Raw genomic sequence first — 18645 nt, forward strand, 5'->3', positions numbered from 1 at the left:
CTTACCCCATCAACGCGTCGGCCGCGGCGCGGGCGTGGTCGGTGACGGTTTCGCCCGACAGCATGCGGGCGACTTCTTCCCGCCGCGCCTCGGGCGACAGGCGGTCGACGCCGGTGGTGGTCTTGGCGCCGGTGACCGCCTTGGCCACGCGGTAGTGGTGGGCGCCGCGCGCCGCCACCTGGGGAGAATGGGTGACCACCAGAATTTGCAAGGTCTCGGCCAGGCGGCCCAGGCGCTCGCCCACGGCCGCCGCCACGGCGCCGCCGATGCCGGAATCCACCTCGTCGAAGACGATGGTCGGCGTGGACGAGATGCGGGCCAGCACCACCTTCAGGGCCAGCATGAAGCGCGACAGCTCGCCGCCCGAGGCGATCTTGCCCAAGGGGCCGGGGGCCGAGCCGGGATTGGTCGCCACCTCGAAGCCGACCTGATCCAGGCCCATGGGCCCCCACTGGGCCTCGTCCACCTGGGTGACGCGGGTCTGGAAGCGGGCCTTGTCCAGCTTCAGGGGCGGCAGTTCGGCGGCCACCGCCTTGTCCAGCTGGGCGGCGGCGGCAAGGCGGGCCTTGGAGAGCGCCCGGGCCTGCTCCAGATAGCGGGTGCGCGCCGCCTGCTCCTCGCGGGCCAGACGGGCCAGTCCGTCGCCGCCGCCTTCCAGGGCGGCCAGCTGGCGGCCCAGGCGGTCGAGCAGCAGGGGCAATTCGTCGACGGAGACCTGATGCTTGCGGGCGGCTCCGCGCAGCGCGAACAGGCGCTCCTCCACCTTTTCCAGGTGGCGGGGGTCGAGGTCGATTTCGGCCGAGGCGCGTTCCAGCAGGTTGGTGGCCTCGGCCGCTTCCTGGGCGGCGCGGTCGAGTGCTGCGATCACCGGGTCCAGCTTGCCCTCGGCCTTCTCGGCGACCCGCTCCAGGGCACGGGCGGCGGCGCGCAAGCTGGCTTCCACCTCGCCCTTGTGGGAAAGCGCCGACTGGGCGGCGTTCATGGCCTCCAGCAGCTTCTCGCCATGCATCATCACGGCCCGTGACGCGGCCAGTTCGGCTTCCTCGCCCGGCTTAGGGCCTAAGGTGGCGAGATCCTCGTGGACCTGGCGCAGGTGGTCCTCTTCCGCTTTGGCCCTGGCCAGGTCGGCCTCGGCCTGGGCGCGGGCCTTGGCGGCATCGCGCCACAGGGTCCAGGATTGGGCCAGCGCGGCGCGGCTTGCCGCTTCGCCCGCGAAGGAATCCAGCACGCCCAGATGGGTGGAGGAATCCAAGAGGCCGTGGCTTTCGAACTGGCCGTGGATTTCCACCAGTTCGTCGCCCACCTTACGCAGCAGGCCGACGCTGACCGGCTGGTCGTTGACATAGGCCTTCGAGCGGCCGTCGGCGGTCAGGACCCGGCGCAGCAGCAGCGGCCCGTCGCCGGCTTCCACATCCTGTCCGGCCAGCAGGGCGCGGGCGGGATGATCGGCGGGAGGATCGAATTCGGCGGTGACCGAGGCCTGGGACGCGCCATGGCGGACCAGCCCGGATTCGGCCCGCGCCCCCAGCGCCAGACCCAGCGAATCCAGCAGGATCGACTTGCCGGCGCCGGTCTCGCCGGTGAAGACCGACAGGCCGGAATCGAAGGAAAGATCAAGCCGCTCGATCAGGACGACGTCGCGGATCGAAAGGGCGGTCAGCATCTACCAGAACTTGGCCCAGTTGAACCAGCCGCCGCTGGTCTTGGCGGGGTCGTCGGCCTTCTTCGGCGCTTCCTTGGGCTTGTCCTTGTCGCTGGACCAGAAGGTCAGAGTGTCGGTCCACTTCTTCTTGGCGCGCGCCGCCCCGGGGTTCAGGTCGCCCGACTGGACGATGGCGTAGGCGTCCTCGTACCAGTCGCTGCCGGGGAAGTTGTGCCCCAGCACGGCCGCGGCGCGGGCCGCTTCCTGATCCAGGCCCAGCGCGGTGTACAGTTCCACCATGCGGTACAGCGCCTCGGGCACGTGGGTGGTGGTCTGGTACTGCTCGGCGACCATCTTGAAGCGGTTGAGGGCCGCCAGATGATGCCCCAGGTGCTGGTAATAGCGGCCGATGGTCATTTCCTTGCCGGCCAGATGGTCGCGGGCAAGGTCAATCTTCAGGCGGGCGTCGCGGGCATAGGGCGTCGAGGGGAAGCGGTCCACCACTTCCTGCAGAATCTTCAGCGCCTGTTCGGTCAGCTTCTGGTCGCGGGCGACGTCGGTGATCTGTTCGTAATAGCACAGGCCCTTGAGATAGTAGCCGTAGGCGATGCTCTTGTTGCCCGGATGCAGCTGGATGAAGCGGTCCAGGGCCACGATGGCGTCGTCGTACTTGTTGCGCTCGTACAGCGCATAGGCGCTCATCAGCTGGGCCTTGGTCGCCCACACCGAGTAGGGGTGCTGGCGGTCCACCTCGTCGAACAGCTGGGCGGCCTTGTAGTATTCGTTCTTGTCCACGAGGTCCATGGCCTCGTTGTAGAGCTCCTCGACCGGACGTTCGACGTATTCGGGCTTCTTCTCAGAGCAGGCGCCCAATCCGGTGGCCAGGGCCGCCGACAGGGCCAGGGCCGGCAGAAGACGGGCGGGGGCTGGACGGTGGAGCATGGACTCTCTTTGCGAGAACGGGACAGGATCGGGCCGCACTATAGCACCTTCCGTCCGCAAAAAAACCCTCTCCGCCTTTGCAGCGGAGAGGGCCGTTGGGGGTCGTAAACTCGTCAGCCGTTGGCGGCCAGGCTCAGCGGCTGGGCGGCGAACGGCGCGGCGGCCGAGCCGGGGGCGATGGTGGTCAGCTCCCAGGCGCTGCGGTCGGCGAACAGGGCGCGCAGCAGCTGGTTGGTGACCGCATGGCCGGCGCGCACGCCGTGGTAATGGCCCAGCAGGGGGGCGCCGGCGAGATAGAGGTCGCCCACCGCGTCCAGCACCTTGTGGCGCACGAATTCGTCGGTGTAGCGCAGGCCGTCGTCGTTCAGCACCTTGGTGCCGGTGCTGTCGATCACCACCGCGTTGTCCAGCGAGCCGCCGCGGGCCAGGCCGTGGGCGCGCAGCATGGCCACTTCCTGCTCGAAGCCGAAGGTCCGGGCGCGGGAGACTTCCGCCTTGAAGGTGCCGCGCGACAGGTTGACGAAGAATTCCTGGCGCGAGATGGCCGAGGCGCCGAAATCGATCTCGAAGCGCACCGAGAAGCCCGACGACGGGGTCAGCGAGGCGGAACGCTCGCCGTCCTTGATCACCACGCGCTTGAGGATCTTGATGGCCTGGCGGGGAGCGTCCTGCTCGACCACGCCGGCGCATTCGATCAGGAACAGGAAGGGCGCGGCCGAACCGTCCATCACCGGCACTTCCGGACCGTTGATCTCGATCAGGCAATTGTCGATCTGCATGCCGGCGAGCGCGCTCATCAGGTGCTCGACCGTGCCGACCACCACGCCGTCCTCGTTCTTCAGGCAGGTGTTCATGCGGGTGTCGCCCACCGACGACCACAGGGCCGGGACGATGGCGCCGCCGCCGGCGATGTCGACGCGGCGAAAAGCGATGCCGGTGCCGGCCTCGGCCGGGTGCAGCACCATGGTCACCTTGTTGCCCGAATGCAGGCCGATGCCGGCGCAGCCGATGGCGCTCTTCAAGGTGCGTTGGCGAATGGAATCGGAGGAGGCCTTGGTGTCGGGACGCAGATGGCTGACGATCTGATTCACGTTCAAAACCCCTGTCTCCTGGCTCGCCGCGCCGCTTGTGTCGTGTGGCGTTTGGCGACCCTTCATCTTGATGGTGAAAGGTGTAGCAGCCGGACGTCCAGGGCTCAAATCAATCATTATTGCCAAATGTTACACTTGTCCCAGGCTGTGAAACATTCCCTAACCAATTGATCTTGCGATGAAATCAAAAAATGGGGCCCCGTCCGGCGAACCGGCGGGGCCCAAGTCTTACAGCGCGGTCGGAAAGGGGGCTATCCCCTTTCCGCAATCAGTGTGCTCAGTTGGCCTGGCGGCGCAGGAAGGCCGGGATGTCCAGGTCCTCGCCCGCCCGGCTGGCGGTGGGCTCGCGGCGGGCTTCCATGCGCGGCTGGGGGGCCGGCTGGGGCTGCGGCGCGGGCTGGGCCGGGGCGCGGTTGCGGTTGACCAGACGGTCCAGCAGGCCGCCCATGCGCCGCGTCTCCTGGGGCGGCTGCGGGGCCAGGGCGGGGGCCGGGGCGGTCTCGGAGATCTCGGACAGCGCCTTGTGCAGGTCCTTCATCTCGGGCTGGACGCGCATGTCGGATTGCGGGCGGCCGAGAACCGGCTCGTGACGGGCGTCCATCTCGGGCTCGGCCCGCATTTCCGGCTCGAGACGCAGCTCGGGCTCCACCCGGGCTTCGGTGCGGGCGACCGGCTCGGTCCGGACCACCGGGTCGGGACGGCCGATGTCCAACTCGGGCTGGAGCTGGGCGGCGGGGCGCAGCGCCGGCTGGGGCTGGGCGACCTGGGCGGCGACATGGGCGGCGGCCGGAGCGGGCGCCGAGACGGTCTGCGGCCGGAAGACTGGAGCCTGGACCTGGGCGGCGGCCGGACGGGAAACGGCGGGCTGCGGCGCCGGGGCGGCGGCGGGCGTCACCAGGGAGATGACGGTGGGCTTGGGCTGGGCCGCGGCTTCGGACGCGATGCCGGTGGCGACCACCGAGACCCGCATCTTGCCGTTCAGCTTCTCGTCGAAGGTCGAGCCGAAGATGATGTTGGCGTCGGGATCGACCTCGTCGCGGATGCGGTTGGCGGCCTCGTCCACCTCGAACAGGGTCATGTCCATGCCGCCGGTGATGTTGATCAGCACGCCGCGCGCCCCCTTCATGGAGGTGTCGTCCAAGAGCGGGTTGGAGATGGCGGCCTCGGCGGCGTCGATGGCGCGCTTTTCGCCTTCGGCCTCGCCGGTGCCCATCATGGCCTTGCCCATCTCGCTCATCACGGTGCGGATGTCGGCGAAGTCCAGGTTGATCAGGCCGGGCATGATCATCAGGTCGGTGACGCCGCGCACGCCCGAATACAGCACGTCGTCGGCCATCTTGAAGGCGTCGGCGAAGGTGGTGCGCTCGGTGGCGACGCGGAACAGGTTCTGGTTGGGGATGATGATCAGGGTGTCGACGAACTGCTGCAGCTCCTCGATGGCGCCCTCGGCGGTGCGCATGCGGTGCGCGCCCTCGAAGTGGAAGGGCTTGGTCACCACGCCCACGGTCAGGATGCCCTGCTCGCGCGCGGCGCGGGCGATGACGGGGGCCGCGCCCGAACCGGTGCCGCCGCCCATGCCGGCGGTGATGAACACCATGTTGGCGCCGCCGATCTGGCCCAGGATCTCTTCCAGGCTTTCCTCGGCCGCGGCGCGACCGATGTCGGGACGCGAACCGGCGCCCAGGCCTTGAGTGACCTGATTGCCCAGCTGGATGCGGCGTTCGGTGCGGCTTTGACCCAGCGACTGGGAATCGGTGTTGGCGACGATGAATTCGACGCCTTCAAGCCGCGACAGGATCATGTTGTTGACGGCGTTGCCGCCGGCCCCGCCGACGCCGACCACGGTGATGCGAGGCTTGAGCTCCTGATGAGCTCCGGGAAGAAAAGTCAGCATATCCAGGTCCTCCGCGCTGTTGGCCGATTCGTTGCCGGCCCCGTTAAACTTGAAAACTCGCTTGCACTCAGAAATTGCGTTTGAGCCACGAGCCGAGACGGCCCCAGCCCGATGCGCCGTCGCCGCGTGTTCCCGCCTTCTTGCCCCGCGACGGCGCGGGGGCGTGGGCGAGCGCATAGCGGATCAGTCCGGCGCATGTGGAGAAGGCAGGCCCGCCGGTGGCCTCGGGCAGGCCGTGCAGTCCCATGGGCTTGCCCAGGCGCACCTGCTTGTCCAGCACCATGCCGGCCAGGTCGCGGGCGCCCTGCATCTGGCTGGCGCCGCCGGTCAGCACGACGCGGCGCCCGGCCAGCTTGTCGAAGCCGCCCTGCTCCAGATGCGAGCGCACCAGCTCGAAGGTCTCCTCCAGCCGGGGCTGGATGATCTGGATCAGCATGGAGCGGGGCACCTGGTTGGAGGCGCCGTCCTCGTCCTCGCCGACCAGCGGCACTTTCAGGATCTCGCGGTCGTCGGACGCCGACGGGATCACCGAGCCGTAGAGCGTCTTTAAGCGCTCGGCATGCACCACCGGGGTGGACAGGCCGCGGGCGATGTCGCTGGTGACGTGGGCTCCGCCCACCGCGATGACGTCGGTGTGGACCAGCTGGCCGCCCAGGAACACGGCGATGGAGGTGGTGCCGCCGCCCATGTCGATGCAGGTGACGCCCAGCTCCTTCTCGTCCTCCACCAGGCAGGCGAGGCCGGCGGCGTAGGGGCTGACCACGCGGGCCTCGATGTCGAGGTGGCAGCGGTTGACCACGGTGGACAGGTTGCGCACCGGTCCGATGCCCGCCGAGATGACGTGGATGGCGACGCCCAAGCGGTCGCCGAACATGCCGCGCGGGTCCTTGATGCCTTCGTTGCCGTCGATGGTGTAGTCCACCGGAATGGCGTGGATCAGCTCGCGGTCGGCGCTTTCGTGATGGGCGCGGCCGTGTTCGAGCATGCGGCGGATGTCGGCCTCGTTGACGGCGTGGCCGTTCATGGCCACCTCGACCTTGACGTTGGCCGAGCCGGGGTGGCCGCCCGAGATGTTGACGGCCACGGCGCGCACCTGATCGTTGGCCATCTCCTCGGCGGCCTCGACGGCGGCGCGGATCGAGGTTTCCAGCTCCTCCATGTCCACCACGGCGCCGTTGCGCATGCCGCGCGCCACCTGATGGCCGATGCCCACCATGCGGGGGCTGCCGTCGTCCTGGACCTTGGCGATGAAGCAGCACACCTTGGTGGTGCCCACGTCCAGCGCCGCGATGAGGCCGTTCCTTGCCGCCATGATCAGCGCTCCCTCGGCAAGGGTGAGAGGGATTCAACCGAGGCGGTGTTGACCGGCGCCGGGTCGCGGGTGCTTTTCAGCACCAGACGGTCGGGGACGCGCAGGTCGATCATGGTGATCTGCTTGCCCGACAGCGAGCGGGTCTTTTCCAACTCGGCCAGGCGGTGCCAGGCGGCCTCGGTGTCCAGTTCGGGCAGGCGGGCCTCCAGGCCCTTCTCCACGTCGTCCAGCTTGATGTTCCAGCGGCGGTTGCCCACCCGGATGGCGGCCTTGACCCGGGCGGCCAGTTCGGGCTCGCTGGCCAGCAGGGCGAACAGCTCGTCGGTGCGGGCCGGGGCGCCGTCGCCGACGATCAGGGGCAGATCCTCGAAGCCCTCGATGGCGCCGGGAATGTTGTGGCCGTCGCGGTCCACCAGCACGAAGCGGTTGTCGGTCTGCCACAGGGCCACCGGCTGGCGCTCGACGATGGACAGGTGGATGGCGCCGGGAAGGCGGCGTTCGATGGCGGCGGCGCGCACGCTGGGCAGCGCCTCGATCCGCGCCCGGGCGGCGGCGATGTCGAGCCCTAGGATGGGGTCGCCGTAACGGGCGCCCAGCGCGGTGACCAATTGGGCGGCGGGCGTGCGGCGGCGGCCCGAGACGGTGATGTCGGCCACCTGGAAGCCGGCCTCGGCGGTGGAGGTCAGGAAGGCGGTGCCGGCGTCGTGGACCAGGCGCTGCGGCTTGCCCGAATGCCAGAGCGCCAGCCCCCCCACCGCCACGACCACGGCCAGCAGGCCGTACCCGGCCGCCTTCTGCAGGGGGCTCAAGTCGAGGCGCAGCCGGGGCAGGCGGCGCTTGGCCTTGGGGCGCGCGGGCGCCGTCGCCGCCGCTTCGCGCTTGGCCGAGATCTGGCGGGGCGAGCGGTGGACGCCGGGGCGGTCGTCGGCGGTGATGACGATGTCGGCGGGGCTCAGTCGCATCGCGCCTCCTCCACCATCCACCGCACCAGATCGGGGAAGCTGATCCCCTGGTATGCGGCCATCTCGGGGACCAGCGAGGTGCCGGTCATGCCGGGCTGGGTGTTGACCTCCAGCATGACGAGCCGGGGCGGCTGGCCCGGATTGGTATCGTCGTAACGCAGATCGGCGCGCGAAACGCCACGGCAGCCCAGCGCCTTGTGGGCGGCGACCGCCAGGCGGCAGGCCTCGGCGTAATCGGCCTCGGGGATGGGCGCGGGCATGATGTGGCGCGAGCCGCCCGGCGCGTACTTGGCCTCGTAATCGTAGAAGCCGTGGTCCGAGGTGATCTCGAGCACGCCGAGCGCGCGGTCGCCCATGACGGCGGCGGTCAGCTCGCGTCCGGGGATGAAGCTTTCCACCAGTACCTCGTCGGCGTCGAACGGCCAGCCGGGCAGCGGCGAGGGCTGGTTCTCGCGCACGATGAACACGCCCACCGACGAGCCCTCGTTCAGGGGCTTGACCACGAAGGGACGGGGCAGGGGATCGGGGCCATTACATTCGGCGCGGGTGATCACCCGGCCCTGGGCCACGGGAATGCCGGCGGCCTGGAACAGGGCGCGGGCGAAGGCCTTGTCCATGGCTGCCGCCGAGGCCAGCAGGCCGGAATGGGTGTAGGGCACGCCGAGCAGGTTCAGCACGCCCTGGACGCAGCCGTCCTCGCCGAAGCGGCCGTGCAGCGCGTTGAACACCACGTCGGGCTTGGTCTCGGTGATGGCGCGGACCAGTTCGGCCGGGTTGCGGTCGCAATCCACCAGGGCGACCTCGAAGCCGGCCTGCTCCAGCGCCTTGGCGGCGGCGGCGCCCGAACGCAAGGACACGTCGCGCTCGGCCGAGGCTCCCCCCATCAGGACGGTGACGCGCTTGGTGGTCATTTCCTCACTCCGATACGGCGGATTTCCCAATGCAGGTCGATTCCGCTGGTTTCACGCACCCGGCGGCGGACCTCTTCTCCCAGGTCCTCGATGTCGGCGGCGGTGGCGTCGCCGGTGTTCAGGAGGAAGTTGCAGTGCTTCTCCGACACCTGGGCGCCGCCCATGACGAGGCCCCGGCAGCCGGCGGCGTCGATCAGCTTCCAGGCGCTGTGCCCTTCCGGATTGGCGAAGGTGGAGCCGCCGGTGCGCACCTTGACCGGCTGCGCCTCCTCGCGGGCCCTGGCGATCTCGGCCATGCGCGCGCCGATCTCGGCGGGCTTGCCGGGGCGGCCCTTCAGCGAGGCGGACAGGAAGATCCAGCCCTCGGGCACGGCACAGCGGCGATAGGTGAATCCCAACTCGTCGGGGCCGAGAATCTGCAGGTTGCCGCTCCGGTCCAGGGCCTGGGCCGAGATGGTCACGTCCTTCATCTCAGCCCCGAAGGCCCCGGCGTTCATGCGCAGCGCGCCGCCGACGGTGCCGGGAACGCCGGACAGGAATTCCAGCCCGGCCAGGCCTTCCTCCTCGGCGGTGCGCGCCACGGTCAGGTCCAGGGCGCCCGCTCCGGCGGTGATGGTGTCGCCCGACACGTCGATGGTGGCGAAGGGGCCGACCAGACGGATCACCATGCCCGGCACGCCGCCGTCCCTGACCAGCAGGTTCGAGCCGACGCCGACCACGGTGACCGGTATGTCGGCGTGCAGGACCTCCAGCACGGCAATCAGGTCGTCCAGGTCGGCGGGGCGGAACAACGCCTCGGCATTGCCTCCCACCCGGAACCAGGTGAAGGGCGCCATGGGCGCGTCGAAGCTCATCCGTCCCCGGACCGGGGGCAGGGCGTCGCGCCAGTCATGGTGCCGGGCGGCTGCCATCATTCGGCGCCTCCCGGGCTGGGGTCGGGCAGGGCGGCCAGTTCGCCCGGCAGGGCATGGGCCCAGGCGGTGATGTTGCCGGCGCCCAGGCAGACCACCATGTCGCCGGGACCGGCCAGGGAATTGACCAGCGGCGCCAGGGCCTTGGGTTCGGCCAGGGCCATCACCCGGCGGTGGCCGTGCTCCTGCAGGCCCTTGACCAGCGAGGTCTTGTCGAAGCCCTCCATGGGCTTCTCGCCCGCCGCGTAGACGTCGGCGACGATCACCATGTCGGCGTCGTTGAAGCAGGTGCAGAACTCGGCGAACAGGCTGGACAGGCGGGAATAGCGGTGGGGCTGCACCACGGCGATGACGTTGCCCCGGCAGGCGGAGCGGGCCGCCTTCAAGACGGCGGCGATTTCCACCGGATGGTGGCCGTAATCGTCGATGACGGTGACGCCCTTGGCCTCGCCGGTGCGGGTGAAGCGGCGCTTGACGCCCTTGAAGCCGGAGAGCGCCTTCTTGACCACGTCGTTGGCCAGGCCCAGCTCGTTGGCCACGGCGATGGCGGCCAGCGAGTTCAGCACGTTGTGCTCGCCGTACATGGGCAGGTGGATGTCGGCGATGGTCCGGGTGGCGCCGGTGACGCGGTCGGTGATGACCACGTCGTAGCGCGCCCCCGTGATGTCCATGGCCAGCTTCTCGACGCGGACCAGGGCCTGGTGGTTGAAGCCGTAGGTCACCAGCTTGCGGTCGGGCACGCGGGCGACCAGGGCCTGGACCTCGGGGTGGTCGATGCACATGGCGGCGAAGCCGTAGAACGGGATGTTCTCGACGAAGGTGCGGAAGGCCTCGTGCAGCCTGTCCACCGTGCCGTAATGGTCCATGTGCTCGGGATCGATGTTGGTCACCACCACGGCGGTGGACGGCAGCTTGATGAAGGAGCCGTCGCTCTCGTCGGCCTCGACCACCATCCACTCGCTGGCGCCGAGGCGGGCATTGGTGCCGTAGGCGTTGATGATGCCGCCGTTGATCACCGTGGGGTCCAGCCGGGCGGCGTCGAGCAAGGCGGCGATCAGCGAGGTGGTGGTGGTCTTGCCGTGGGTGCCGCCGATGGCGATGGCGGATTTGAGGCGCATCAGCTCGGCCAGCATCTCGGCGCGGCGCACCACGGGGACCAGCTTGGCGCGGGCGGCCTGGACCTCGGGGTTGTCGGCCTTGACCGCCGACGACACCACCACCACGCGGGCGTCGCCCAGGGCCTCGGCCGCGTGGCCGATATGGACGCGGATGCCCATCTTGCGCAGGCGCTCGACGTTGTAGTTGTCGGCGATGTCGGTGCCCTGCACCGAATAGCCCAGGTTGTGCAGGATCTCGGCGATGCCCGACATGCCGATGCCGCCGATGCCGACGAAGTGGATGGTGCCGATGTTCAGCGACATGGTGCGCATGGGTCAGGCTCCACTCTCATTGGGGATCAGCCCGACCACCAGGTCGGCCAGGGCTTGCGCCGCATTGGGGCGGCCGGAATTGCGGGCGCATTGCGCGGTACGCACCAGGGTTTCCGGCTGGGTGAACAGGGATTCCAGGCGCGACGCCAGGGTGTCGGCGGTGAAGGAATCCTGCTGCATCAGCCAGGCCCCGCCCGAATCCTCGGCGGCATGGGCGTTGGCGGTCTGGTGGTCGTCGATGGCGAAGGGATAGGGCACCAGGATGGCCGGACGGCCCAGGGTGGTCAGCTCGGCCACGGTGGAGGCCCCGGCCCTTGCGATGACCAGATGGGCGCGGGCCAGACGCTCGGGCACGTCGGCGAAGAAGCTTTCCAGGGTGGCGTCGATGCCGGTGCCGCCATAGGCCCGGCGCACGCCGTCCAAGTCCTCGGGGCGGCATTGCTGGGCGATGCGGATGCGCCCGCGCAAGGATTCGGGCAGGCGGGACAGGGCGGCGGGCACCACCTCGGACAGGATGCGCGCCCCCTGGCTGCCGCCCAGCACCAGCAGCTCGATGGGCCCGGTGGCGCCGATCTCGGGATAGGCGGCCTCGCGGCTGGCCAGGATGGCGGCGCGCACCGGCATGCCGGTGTGGACCAGCTTGGGAACCAGCTTGGCATCCACGTGGCTGACCTCGGCGAACGAGGTGGCGATGCGGCGCACGCGGGCGGCCAGCAGCCGGTTGGCGCGGCCCAGCACGGCGTTCTGCTCGTGGATGGCGGTGGGAATGCCGGCCAGCGACGCGGCCGCCATGCCCGGCACCGAGGCGTAGCCGCCGAAGCCGATCACGGCGGCCGGGCGGATGCGCTTCAGGATGGAACGGGCCTGGATGATGCCGATGCCCAGCTCCAGGGCGGAACGCAGCGCCGACAGCTTGCCGCGCCCGGCGATGCCGCCGGCCGAGATGCGGAAGGTTTCGAGCTTGCCCAGCGTGCCGCCATAGGCCGCGCCGCGCTTGTCGGTGATCAGCGCCAGCCGGTAGCCGCGATCCAGCAGCACGCTGGCCAGGGCTTCCGCCGGGAAGACGTGGCCGCCGGTGCCGCCGGCGGCAAGGGCGATGAGGGGCTTGTTGGCGCTCATGCCTCCATGCCCTCCCTGCCGTAGCGGGTCCGGGTCAGCGCCAGCACCATGCCCATGCCGAGCGCCAGGGCCACCATGGACGAGCCGCCATAGGAGATGAACGGCAGCGTCATGCCCTTGGCCGGCATCATGCGCAGCGTGGACGCCATGTTGACGATGGCCTGCAGCCCGAACTGGACCAAGAGGCCGGCGGTGGCCAGCACCACGAACAGGTTGTCGTCCTTGTGGATGCGGGCGAAGCCGCGCAGCACGATGAAGCCGAACAGCATCACCACGAACAGGCACAGCACCACGCCGAACTCCTCGCCGCCCACCGCCAGGATGAAGTCGGTGTGGGCGTCGGGCAGAACCAGCTTGACCCGGCCCTCGCCGGGGCCGCGGCCGAACAATCCGCCGTTCTTGAAGGCGTTGAGCGCCGTGGTGACCTGATAGGCGCCGCTGCCCGAGGGGTCGAGGAACTTATCGAAGCGGGCCTGGACGTGGGGGAAGATGTAATAGGCGCCGACGATGCCGATGGGTGCGGCCAGTCCCATGCCGATCACCAGGATCAGCGGCAGGCCGGCCAGGAAGAACTGGGTGCCCCAGATGGCGGTCAGGATGGCGGTCTGGCCCACGTCGGGCTGGGTGACCAGCAATCCGGCCACCACGACGAACAGGGCGGTGGCGATCACCCTGCCGGGGAAGGCGGGATCCAGGCGGGCCGAGGCGAACATCCAGGCCGAGACCACGGCGAACATGGGCTTGACGAATTCGGAGGGCTGGATCGAGATGCCGGCGATGTTGAGCCAGCGCTTGGCGCCCTTGATCTCGCCGCCCAGCACCGGCACCAGCGCCAGCAGGACGATGGAGCCCAACAGGCCGATCACCGCCATGCGCCGCACCTGCTTCGGGCTCAACAGCGATACGCCCAGCATGATGACGATGGCCGGCGCCAGGAAGACGAACTGGCGGCGCACGAAGTGGAAGCTTTGCGCCCCGATGCGCTCGGCCACCGCCGGGCTGGCGGCCATGGTGAGGATGGCGCCCACGGCGACCAGCAGGAACAGCGCCGCGATGGTCCAGCGGTCGACGGTCCACCACCAGCGGCCCAGGACGGAGGTATCGGTGCGCCCGAAGGTGACGCTCATGCATCCCCCCCTTCGGTGAAGGCCTGGACCAGCTCGCGGAAGGTGTCGCCCCGGTGCTCGAACGACTTGAACTGGTCCCACGAGGCGCAGGCCGGCGACAGCAGCACCACCGCGCCGTCGATGGAATCGGACACCGCGAGGTTGCGGGCGGCGGCCACGGCGTTCTCCAGCGTGCCGCAGCGGGTGAAGCGGACCTTGCCCTCCAGGGTGGCGGCGAAGGTTTCGGTGGCCTCGCCGATCAGGAAGGCGTGCTCGACGCGGCCGAAATGCTTCTCCAGCGAGGCGATGCCGCCTTCCTTGGCCTGGCCGCCGAGAATCCAATAGACGTGGTCGTAGCAGACCAGGGCCTTTTCCACCGCGTCGGCGTTGGTGGCCTTGGAATCGTTGATCCAGTTGATGCCGTGGTCGCTGCCCACCAGTTCCTGGCGGTGGCCGAGGCCGGGATAGGTGGCCAGCGCGGCGGCGATCTGCTTAGGCGAAAGGCCTTCGGCGCGGGCGGCGGCAAACACGGCGCAGGCGTTCTGCCAGTTGTGGCGGCCGGGCAGACTTTCGATGTCCTTCAGGTCGCAGACCGGCTTGCCATGCTCGTGTAGCACGCCGTCGGGGGCGGAGTAGCCCTCGGGCAGCACCTGCTCCACCGAGACCTTCAGCACCCGGGTTCCTAAGCGGGACAACTCGGCGGCGATGGAACGGCAGGGGCCGTCGTCCACGCCGATCACGGCGGCGCCGCCCGGCGTCAGGAAGTCGAACACCCGGCGCTTGGCGGCGATGTAGCCGTTCATGCCGCCGTGGCGGCCCAGATGATCGGGGGTGATGTTCAACAGGATGGCGACGCCCAGCTTCAGGCTGTGGGTCAGCTCCAGCTGGTAGGAGGACAGCTCCAGCACATAGCGCCCGTCGCCCGGCAGTTCCGGCAGGTCCAGCGCGGCGGTGCCCAGGTTGCCGCCGGCGGCCGCGGGGATGCCGCACTCGTCCAGCACATGGGTCAGCAAGGTGGTGGTGGTGGACTTGCCGTTGGTCCCCGTCACCGCCAGGGTGCGGGCGCCGGCCTTGGCCAGCGCCAGCAATTCCACGTCGCAGACCAGCGGCACGTTGGCGGCCTTGACCCGTTCGGCGATGGGATGGGGCTGGGGATGGGTGTGGGCGATGCCAGGGCTCCACACCACCAGATCGGCCTTTTCCAGCGGAATCAGCGCGGGATCGCGGATGGGGATGCCGGCCTCGGCCCCGGCCTTGCGCGCCGCCTCGCCGTCGTCCCAGGCCATCACGCCGGCGCCCGAGGCCAGCAGGGCGAGCGCCGTGGCGGTCCCGGACTTGCCCAGGCCCATCACCAGAACGCGCTTACCTTTGAGGAAGGGGACGGGAATCATGGCCGTTTCCTCTAACGCAGCTTCAGGGTGGCCAGCCCGGCGAGCGCCAGGATGGTGGCGATGATCCAGAAGCGGATGACCACGGTGGGTTCGGCCCAGCCCTTCTTCTCGAAGTGATGGTGCAGCGGCGCCATGCGGAAGACGCGCTTGCCGGTCAGCTTGAACGAGGCCACCTGGACGATCACCGAGACGGTCTCCAGCACGAACAGGCCGCCGACGATGCCCAGCACCAGCTCGTGCTTGGTCACCACCGAGATGGCGCCCAGCGCGCCGCCAAGGGCCAGCGACCCGGTATCGCCCATGAAGACCATGGCCGGGGGCGCATTGAACCACAGGAAGCCGAGTCCCGCTCCCACCAGGGCGCCGCAGAATACCGCCAGCTCGCCCGAGCCCGTGACGTAATGGATCTGCAGGTAGTTGGCGAAGACGGCGTGGCCGACCAGATAGGAGAAGATGGCGAAGACGCCCGACGCGATCATCACCGGCACGATGGCCAGCCCATCCAACCCGTCGGTGAGGTTCACCGCGTTGCCGGCGCCGACGATGATGAACACCGCGAAGGGCAGGTAGAACCACGACAGCTGCAGCAGCACGGTCTTGAAGAACGGCACCGCCAGGGCGCCGGCCAGGGGCTCGCGCTGCAGGGTCCAGACCCAGGCGGCGGCGGCCAGCGCGATGGCGATCTCGGCCACCAGCTTGGCCTTGCCCGGCACGCCCTTGGGGTTCTTCTTGGACACCTTGAGATAGTCGTCCCAGAAGCCGATCAGCCCGTAGCCCAGCGTGACCAGCAACACGATCCAGACATAATGGTTGCGCAGGTCCGCCCACAGCAGGGTGGAGATGGACAGCGCCAGCAGGATCATGAAGCCGCCCATGGTGGGCGTGCCCTTCTTGGTCAGCAGATGGGATTCGGGGCCGTCGGCGCGGATGGGCTGGCCCTGCTTCTGCCACTGGCGCAGCCAGGCGATGATGCGCGGCCCCACCAGGAAGGCGACGATCAGCGCGGTCAGCACCGCGCCGCCCGTGCGGAAGGTCAGGTACTTGAACAGGTTGAAGACCGGAACCTGATCGGCCAGGGGGTAGAGGAGATTGTAAAGCATTCAGCGGCCCCCTTCGGCCAGAGCGTTGACCACACGTCCCATCCGGCTGCCCGCCGAACCCTTGACCATCACCACGTCGCCGGGGCGCACCATGGCCTTGACCAGCGCCGCCACGGCATCGGCATCGGCCCCGTGCCCGCCGCGGCGGTGCCCGGCCAGAGCCTCGTCCAGATGGGTCATCAGCGGTCCGGCGGTGAATACCAGGTCGATGTTCCAGCTTTCCGCGGCTTCGGCGATGGAGGCGTGCAGCGCCGGCCCCTGGGGGCCAAGCTCCAGCATGTCGCCCAGCACGGCGATGCGCCGCCCGCCCTCGAGTGGGCGCACCGAGGCCAGCATGGCGATGGCCGCCTTCATGGAGACGGGCGAGGCGTTGTAGCTTTCGTCGATCAGCTCGAAGCTGCCGCCCTCGATCTCCACCTGGCGGCGCTGGCCGCGTCCCTTGGGAGCCGCCATGGCGGCCAGCGCCAGGGCGGCCAGGTTGACGTCGGCGCCCAGCGCCTCGACCGCCAGCAGCACGGCCAGGGAATTCATGGCCCATTGCCGCCCGGCGATGCCCACCCGGTAGGACAGGGGGTGGTCGGCCAAGAGGGCGAAGACGGCGGTGGACTGGGAATCGACGGCGCAATCGAGCAGCCGCGCGGTGGATTCGATATGGTTGCCGAAGGTCCGCACGTCGGCGATGCCGCGCGTGCGCGCGGCCGCCTCCAGAAGGGCGAAATGGGGGTTGTCGCGGGGCAGCACGGCGGTGCCGCCGGCCTCCAGCCCGTCGAAGATCTCGGCCTTGGCGCTGGCGATCTCCGCGGTGGAGGTGAAGAACTCCATGTGTACCGCCTCGACGGTGGTGACCACCGCCACGTGGGGACGCACCATGCGCACCAGGGGGGTGATCTCGCCGGGGTGGTTCATGCCGATCTCGAAGATGGCGTACCGGCAGGCGGCGGGCATGCGGGCCAGCGACAGCGGCACGCCCCAGTGGTTGTTGAAGCTGCCCACGCTGTAATGGGTGGCGCCCTGGTCGGAGAGCGACAGGGCCAGCATCTCCTTGGTGCCGGTCTTGCCGACGCTGCCGGTGACCGCGACGATGCGGGCCTGGGCACGGGCGCGCGACGCCAGCCCCAGATCCTGCAGGGCCGCCATGGTGTCACGCACCAGCACCAGGGGCGCGTCCTCGGCGATGCCCCGGGGCAGCTTGTGGACGATGGCGGCGGCGGCGCCACCGGCCAGGGCCGAGGCCACGTGGTCGTGGCCGTCGTGATTGGGGCCTTCCAGCGCGATGAACAGGTCGCCGGACTGAACGGTGCGGCTGTCGATGGACACGCCGCCGGCTTCCCAGGCGGGGCCGGACGGGGTGCCGGCCACGGCGGCGGCGGTTTCGGCCGAGGTCCACAGCGGGCGGATCATGACGCCCCTCCATCGGCCAGGCGCACCGCCTCGCGGGCTTCCTCGGCATCGTCGAAGGGCAGCACGGACGCGCCGACGATCTGGCCCTGTTCGTGGCCCTTGCCGGCGATCACCAGCACGTCGCCCTTCTGCAGCCCGGCCACCGCGGTGCGGATGGCGTCGCGGCGGTCAGCGATCTCGATGCCCGCCGGGCAGGCGCCCCGCACGGCGGCGCGGATCAAAGCGGGCTCTTCCGAGCGCGGATTGTCGTCGGTGACGATCATGGCGTCGGCCAGACGGCAGCCGATGGCGCCCATCAGGGGACGCTTGCCGGGGTCGCGGTCGCCGCCGCAGCCGAACACCGCCACCAGACGCCGCGCCGCGTGGGGGCGCAACGCCTTCAAGACCGTCTCCAGCGCGTCGGGGGTGTGGGCGTAATCCACGTAGACGGGGGCGCCGTTGGCCCGTTCGGCCACCTTCTGCAGGCGGCCGGGCACGCCGTCCAGATGCTCCAGCGCGTTCAGGGCGGCTTGGGCGTCGGCGCCGCAGGCGATGGCGAGGCCCAGCGCAGCCAGGGCGTTGTCGGCCTGGAAGCGGCCGGCGAGCGGCAGATGGACGGTGGCCGGCCGGCCCATGATCTCCAGCTCCAGGTCCTGGCCCGCCGGAGTGGGGCGCGCGGCGGTCAGGCGCAGGTCGTTGGCGGCGCGGCCATAGCCCAGCACGGCGATGCCGCGCTTGACGCACAGTTCCACCAGACGGGGCGCCAGGTCGGAATCGGCGTTGATCACGGCGGTGGCGCTCTCGGGCAGAACCTCGGCGAACAGGCGCAGCTTGGCTTCGGCATAGGAGTCCATGTCGGCGTGGTAGTCGAGATGGTCCCGCGTCAGGTTGGTGAAGGCGGCGGCGACAAGCCTCACGCCGTCCAGGCGGTGCTGGTCGAGGCCGTGGCTCGACGCCTCCATGCAGGCGTGGGTGACGCCCAGCCCGGCCAGTCTGGCGAGGTTGGCGTGCAGCCCGGCCGGGTCGGGAGTGGTCAGCCCGCCTTCATTGTCCCAGCCCGGCGCGTTGATGCCCAGCGTGCCGATGGAGGCCGAGGCGTGGCCGAGGCGGGCCATGATCTGGCGGAAGAACTCGGCGGTGGAGGTCTTGCCGTTGGTGCCGGTGACGGCGGTCATCACCTCGGGCTGGGCGCCGTGAAAGGTGGACGCCATCAGGGCGAAGCGGCGCCTGGGGTTGGGATCGGTGACCAGCACCACCTGGGGCGGCAGCTCCACCTGGGTGCCGTCCTGCGCCAGGATCGCGGCGGCGCCGGCCTTGACGGCGTCGGGGATATGGGCGCGGCCGTCGGCCTTGGTTCCCACCAGGGCGGCGAACAGATAGCCCGGCCGAACGGCGCGCGAATCGGCGGTCAGACCGGTGATGGTCACGTCGCGGGAAGGCGCCGTCGCCGTCAT

At 69.8% G+C, this 18645-nt stretch carries 15 protein-coding genes; all 15 read right to left on the reverse strand.

Translation table 11 applies throughout. The annotated features are described in order from the left end of the window. Position 1: 1 nt before the first annotated feature. Positions 2–1663, reverse strand: coding sequence for a DNA repair protein RecN (gene recN / locus XM1_RS06990; RefSeq protein ID WP_068431837.1), 1662 nt, complete (start codon positions 1661–1663; stop codon positions 2–4). Continuing rightward, positions 1664–2584 carry an outer membrane protein assembly factor BamD gene (locus tag XM1_RS06995; RefSeq protein WP_068431839.1) on the reverse strand — a complete coding sequence of 307 codons (921 nt, stop codon included), beginning with the start codon at positions 2582–2584 and terminating at the stop codon, positions 1664–1666. A gap of 113 nt (positions 2585–2697) precedes the next feature. Beyond that, positions 2698–3675: a UDP-3-O-acyl-N-acetylglucosamine deacetylase gene (lpxC, locus tag XM1_RS07000; RefSeq protein WP_231920715.1), complete on the reverse strand. Its 978-nt coding sequence runs from the start codon at positions 3673–3675 to the stop codon at positions 2698–2700. A 277-nt stretch (positions 3676–3952) separates the two neighbouring features. Then, a complete protein-coding gene (gene ftsZ, locus XM1_RS07005; RefSeq protein ID WP_068431842.1) occupies positions 3953–5569 on the reverse strand; it encodes a cell division protein FtsZ in 1617 nt (538 codons plus the stop codon). Between the two features lie 67 nt (positions 5570–5636). Continuing rightward, complete coding sequence (gene ftsA / locus XM1_RS07010) at positions 5637–6881, reverse strand: cell division protein FtsA (protein ID WP_068431845.1); 1245 nt, start codon at positions 6879–6881, stop codon at positions 5637–5639. 2 nt (positions 6882–6883) lie between these two features. Continuing rightward, positions 6884–7843, reverse strand: coding sequence for a cell division protein FtsQ/DivIB (locus XM1_RS07015; RefSeq protein ID WP_068431848.1), 960 nt, complete (start codon positions 7841–7843; stop codon positions 6884–6886). Next, positions 7834–8754, reverse strand: coding sequence for a D-alanine--D-alanine ligase (locus tag XM1_RS07020; protein WP_068431851.1), 921 nt, complete (start codon positions 8752–8754; stop codon positions 7834–7836). Before XM1_RS07020 ends, XM1_RS07015 begins: the two co-directional genes overlap by 10 nt. Beyond that, complete coding sequence (gene murB / locus XM1_RS07025; protein WP_068431855.1) at positions 8751–9668, reverse strand: UDP-N-acetylmuramate dehydrogenase; 918 nt, start codon at positions 9666–9668, stop codon at positions 8751–8753. Before murB ends, XM1_RS07020 begins: the two co-directional genes overlap by 4 nt. Beyond that, complete coding sequence (gene murC / locus XM1_RS07030) at positions 9665–11095, reverse strand: UDP-N-acetylmuramate--L-alanine ligase (protein WP_068431858.1); 1431 nt, start codon at positions 11093–11095, stop codon at positions 9665–9667. The genes murB and murC overlap by 4 nt, the downstream gene beginning before the upstream one ends. Before the next feature lie 3 nt (positions 11096–11098). Continuing rightward, the gene (murG, locus tag XM1_RS07035) at positions 11099–12214 is read right to left on the reverse strand and encodes an undecaprenyldiphospho-muramoylpentapeptide beta-N-acetylglucosaminyltransferase (RefSeq protein WP_068431861.1); all 1116 of its coding nucleotides are present in this window, start codon (positions 12212–12214) and stop codon (positions 11099–11101) included. After that, positions 12211–13341: a putative lipid II flippase FtsW gene (gene ftsW, locus XM1_RS07040; RefSeq protein ID WP_068431864.1), complete on the reverse strand. Its 1131-nt coding sequence runs from the start codon at positions 13339–13341 to the stop codon at positions 12211–12213. Before ftsW ends, murG begins: the two co-directional genes overlap by 4 nt. Further along, a complete protein-coding gene (murD, locus tag XM1_RS07045; RefSeq protein ID WP_068431867.1) occupies positions 13338–14711 on the reverse strand; it encodes a UDP-N-acetylmuramoyl-L-alanine--D-glutamate ligase in 1374 nt (457 codons plus the stop codon). The genes ftsW and murD overlap by 4 nt, the downstream gene beginning before the upstream one ends. A gap of 11 nt (positions 14712–14722) precedes the next feature. Beyond that, positions 14723–15811: a phospho-N-acetylmuramoyl-pentapeptide-transferase gene (gene mraY / locus XM1_RS07050; protein WP_068431870.1), complete on the reverse strand. Its 1089-nt coding sequence runs from the start codon at positions 15809–15811 to the stop codon at positions 14723–14725. After that, the gene (locus XM1_RS07055) at positions 15812–17212 is read right to left on the reverse strand and encodes a UDP-N-acetylmuramoylalanyl-D-glutamyl-2,6-diaminopimelate--D-alanyl-D-alanine ligase (protein WP_068431873.1); all 1401 of its coding nucleotides are present in this window, start codon (positions 17210–17212) and stop codon (positions 15812–15814) included. Beyond that, on the reverse strand, positions 17209–18645 hold the full coding sequence (locus tag XM1_RS07060; RefSeq protein ID WP_068431876.1) for a UDP-N-acetylmuramoyl-L-alanyl-D-glutamate--2,6-diaminopimelate ligase: 1437 nt from the start codon (positions 18643–18645) through the stop codon (positions 17209–17211). Before XM1_RS07060 ends, XM1_RS07055 begins: the two co-directional genes overlap by 4 nt.

Origin of the sequence: Magnetospirillum sp. XM-1, assembly GCF_001511835.1 — a bacterium.
Lineage (GTDB): Bacteria > Pseudomonadota > Alphaproteobacteria > Rhodospirillales > Magnetospirillaceae > Phaeospirillum.

Coding starts and splice junctions, on each gene's coding strand:
- mraY (WP_068431870.1), bottom strand. CDS start 15,811: ATGCTTTACAATCTCCTCTACCCCCTGGCCGATCAGGTTCCGGTCTTC.
- ftsA (WP_068431845.1), bottom strand. CDS start 6,881: ATGGCGGCAAGGAACGGCCTCATCGCGGCGCTGGACGTGGGCACCACC.
- XM1_RS07060 (WP_068431876.1), bottom strand. CDS start 18,645: ATGACGGCGACGGCGCCTTCCCGCGACGTGACCATCACCGGTCTGACC.
- XM1_RS07020 (WP_068431851.1), bottom strand. CDS start 8,754: ATGACCACCAAGCGCGTCACCGTCCTGATGGGGGGAGCCTCGGCCGAG.
- murC (WP_068431858.1), bottom strand. CDS start 11,095: ATGCGCACCATGTCGCTGAACATCGGCACCATCCACTTCGTCGGCATC.
- ftsZ (WP_068431842.1), bottom strand. CDS start 5,569: ATGCTGACTTTTCTTCCCGGAGCTCATCAGGAGCTCAAGCCTCGCATC.
- XM1_RS07055 (WP_068431873.1), bottom strand. CDS start 17,212: ATGATCCGCCCGCTGTGGACCTCGGCCGAAACCGCCGCCGCCGTGGCC.
- murD (WP_068431867.1), bottom strand. CDS start 14,711: ATGATTCCCGTCCCCTTCCTCAAAGGTAAGCGCGTTCTGGTGATGGGC.
- murG (WP_068431861.1), bottom strand. CDS start 12,214: ATGAGCGCCAACAAGCCCCTCATCGCCCTTGCCGCCGGCGGCACCGGC.
- ftsW (WP_068431864.1), bottom strand. CDS start 13,341: ATGAGCGTCACCTTCGGGCGCACCGATACCTCCGTCCTGGGCCGCTGG.
- XM1_RS07015 (WP_068431848.1), bottom strand. CDS start 7,843: ATGCGACTGAGCCCCGCCGACATCGTCATCACCGCCGACGACCGCCCC.
- recN (WP_068431837.1), bottom strand. CDS start 1,663: ATGCTGACCGCCCTTTCGATCCGCGACGTCGTCCTGATCGAGCGGCTT.
- XM1_RS06995 (WP_068431839.1), bottom strand. CDS start 2,584: ATGCTCCACCGTCCAGCCCCCGCCCGTCTTCTGCCGGCCCTGGCCCTG.
- murB (WP_068431855.1), bottom strand. CDS start 9,668: ATGATGGCAGCCGCCCGGCACCATGACTGGCGCGACGCCCTGCCCCCG.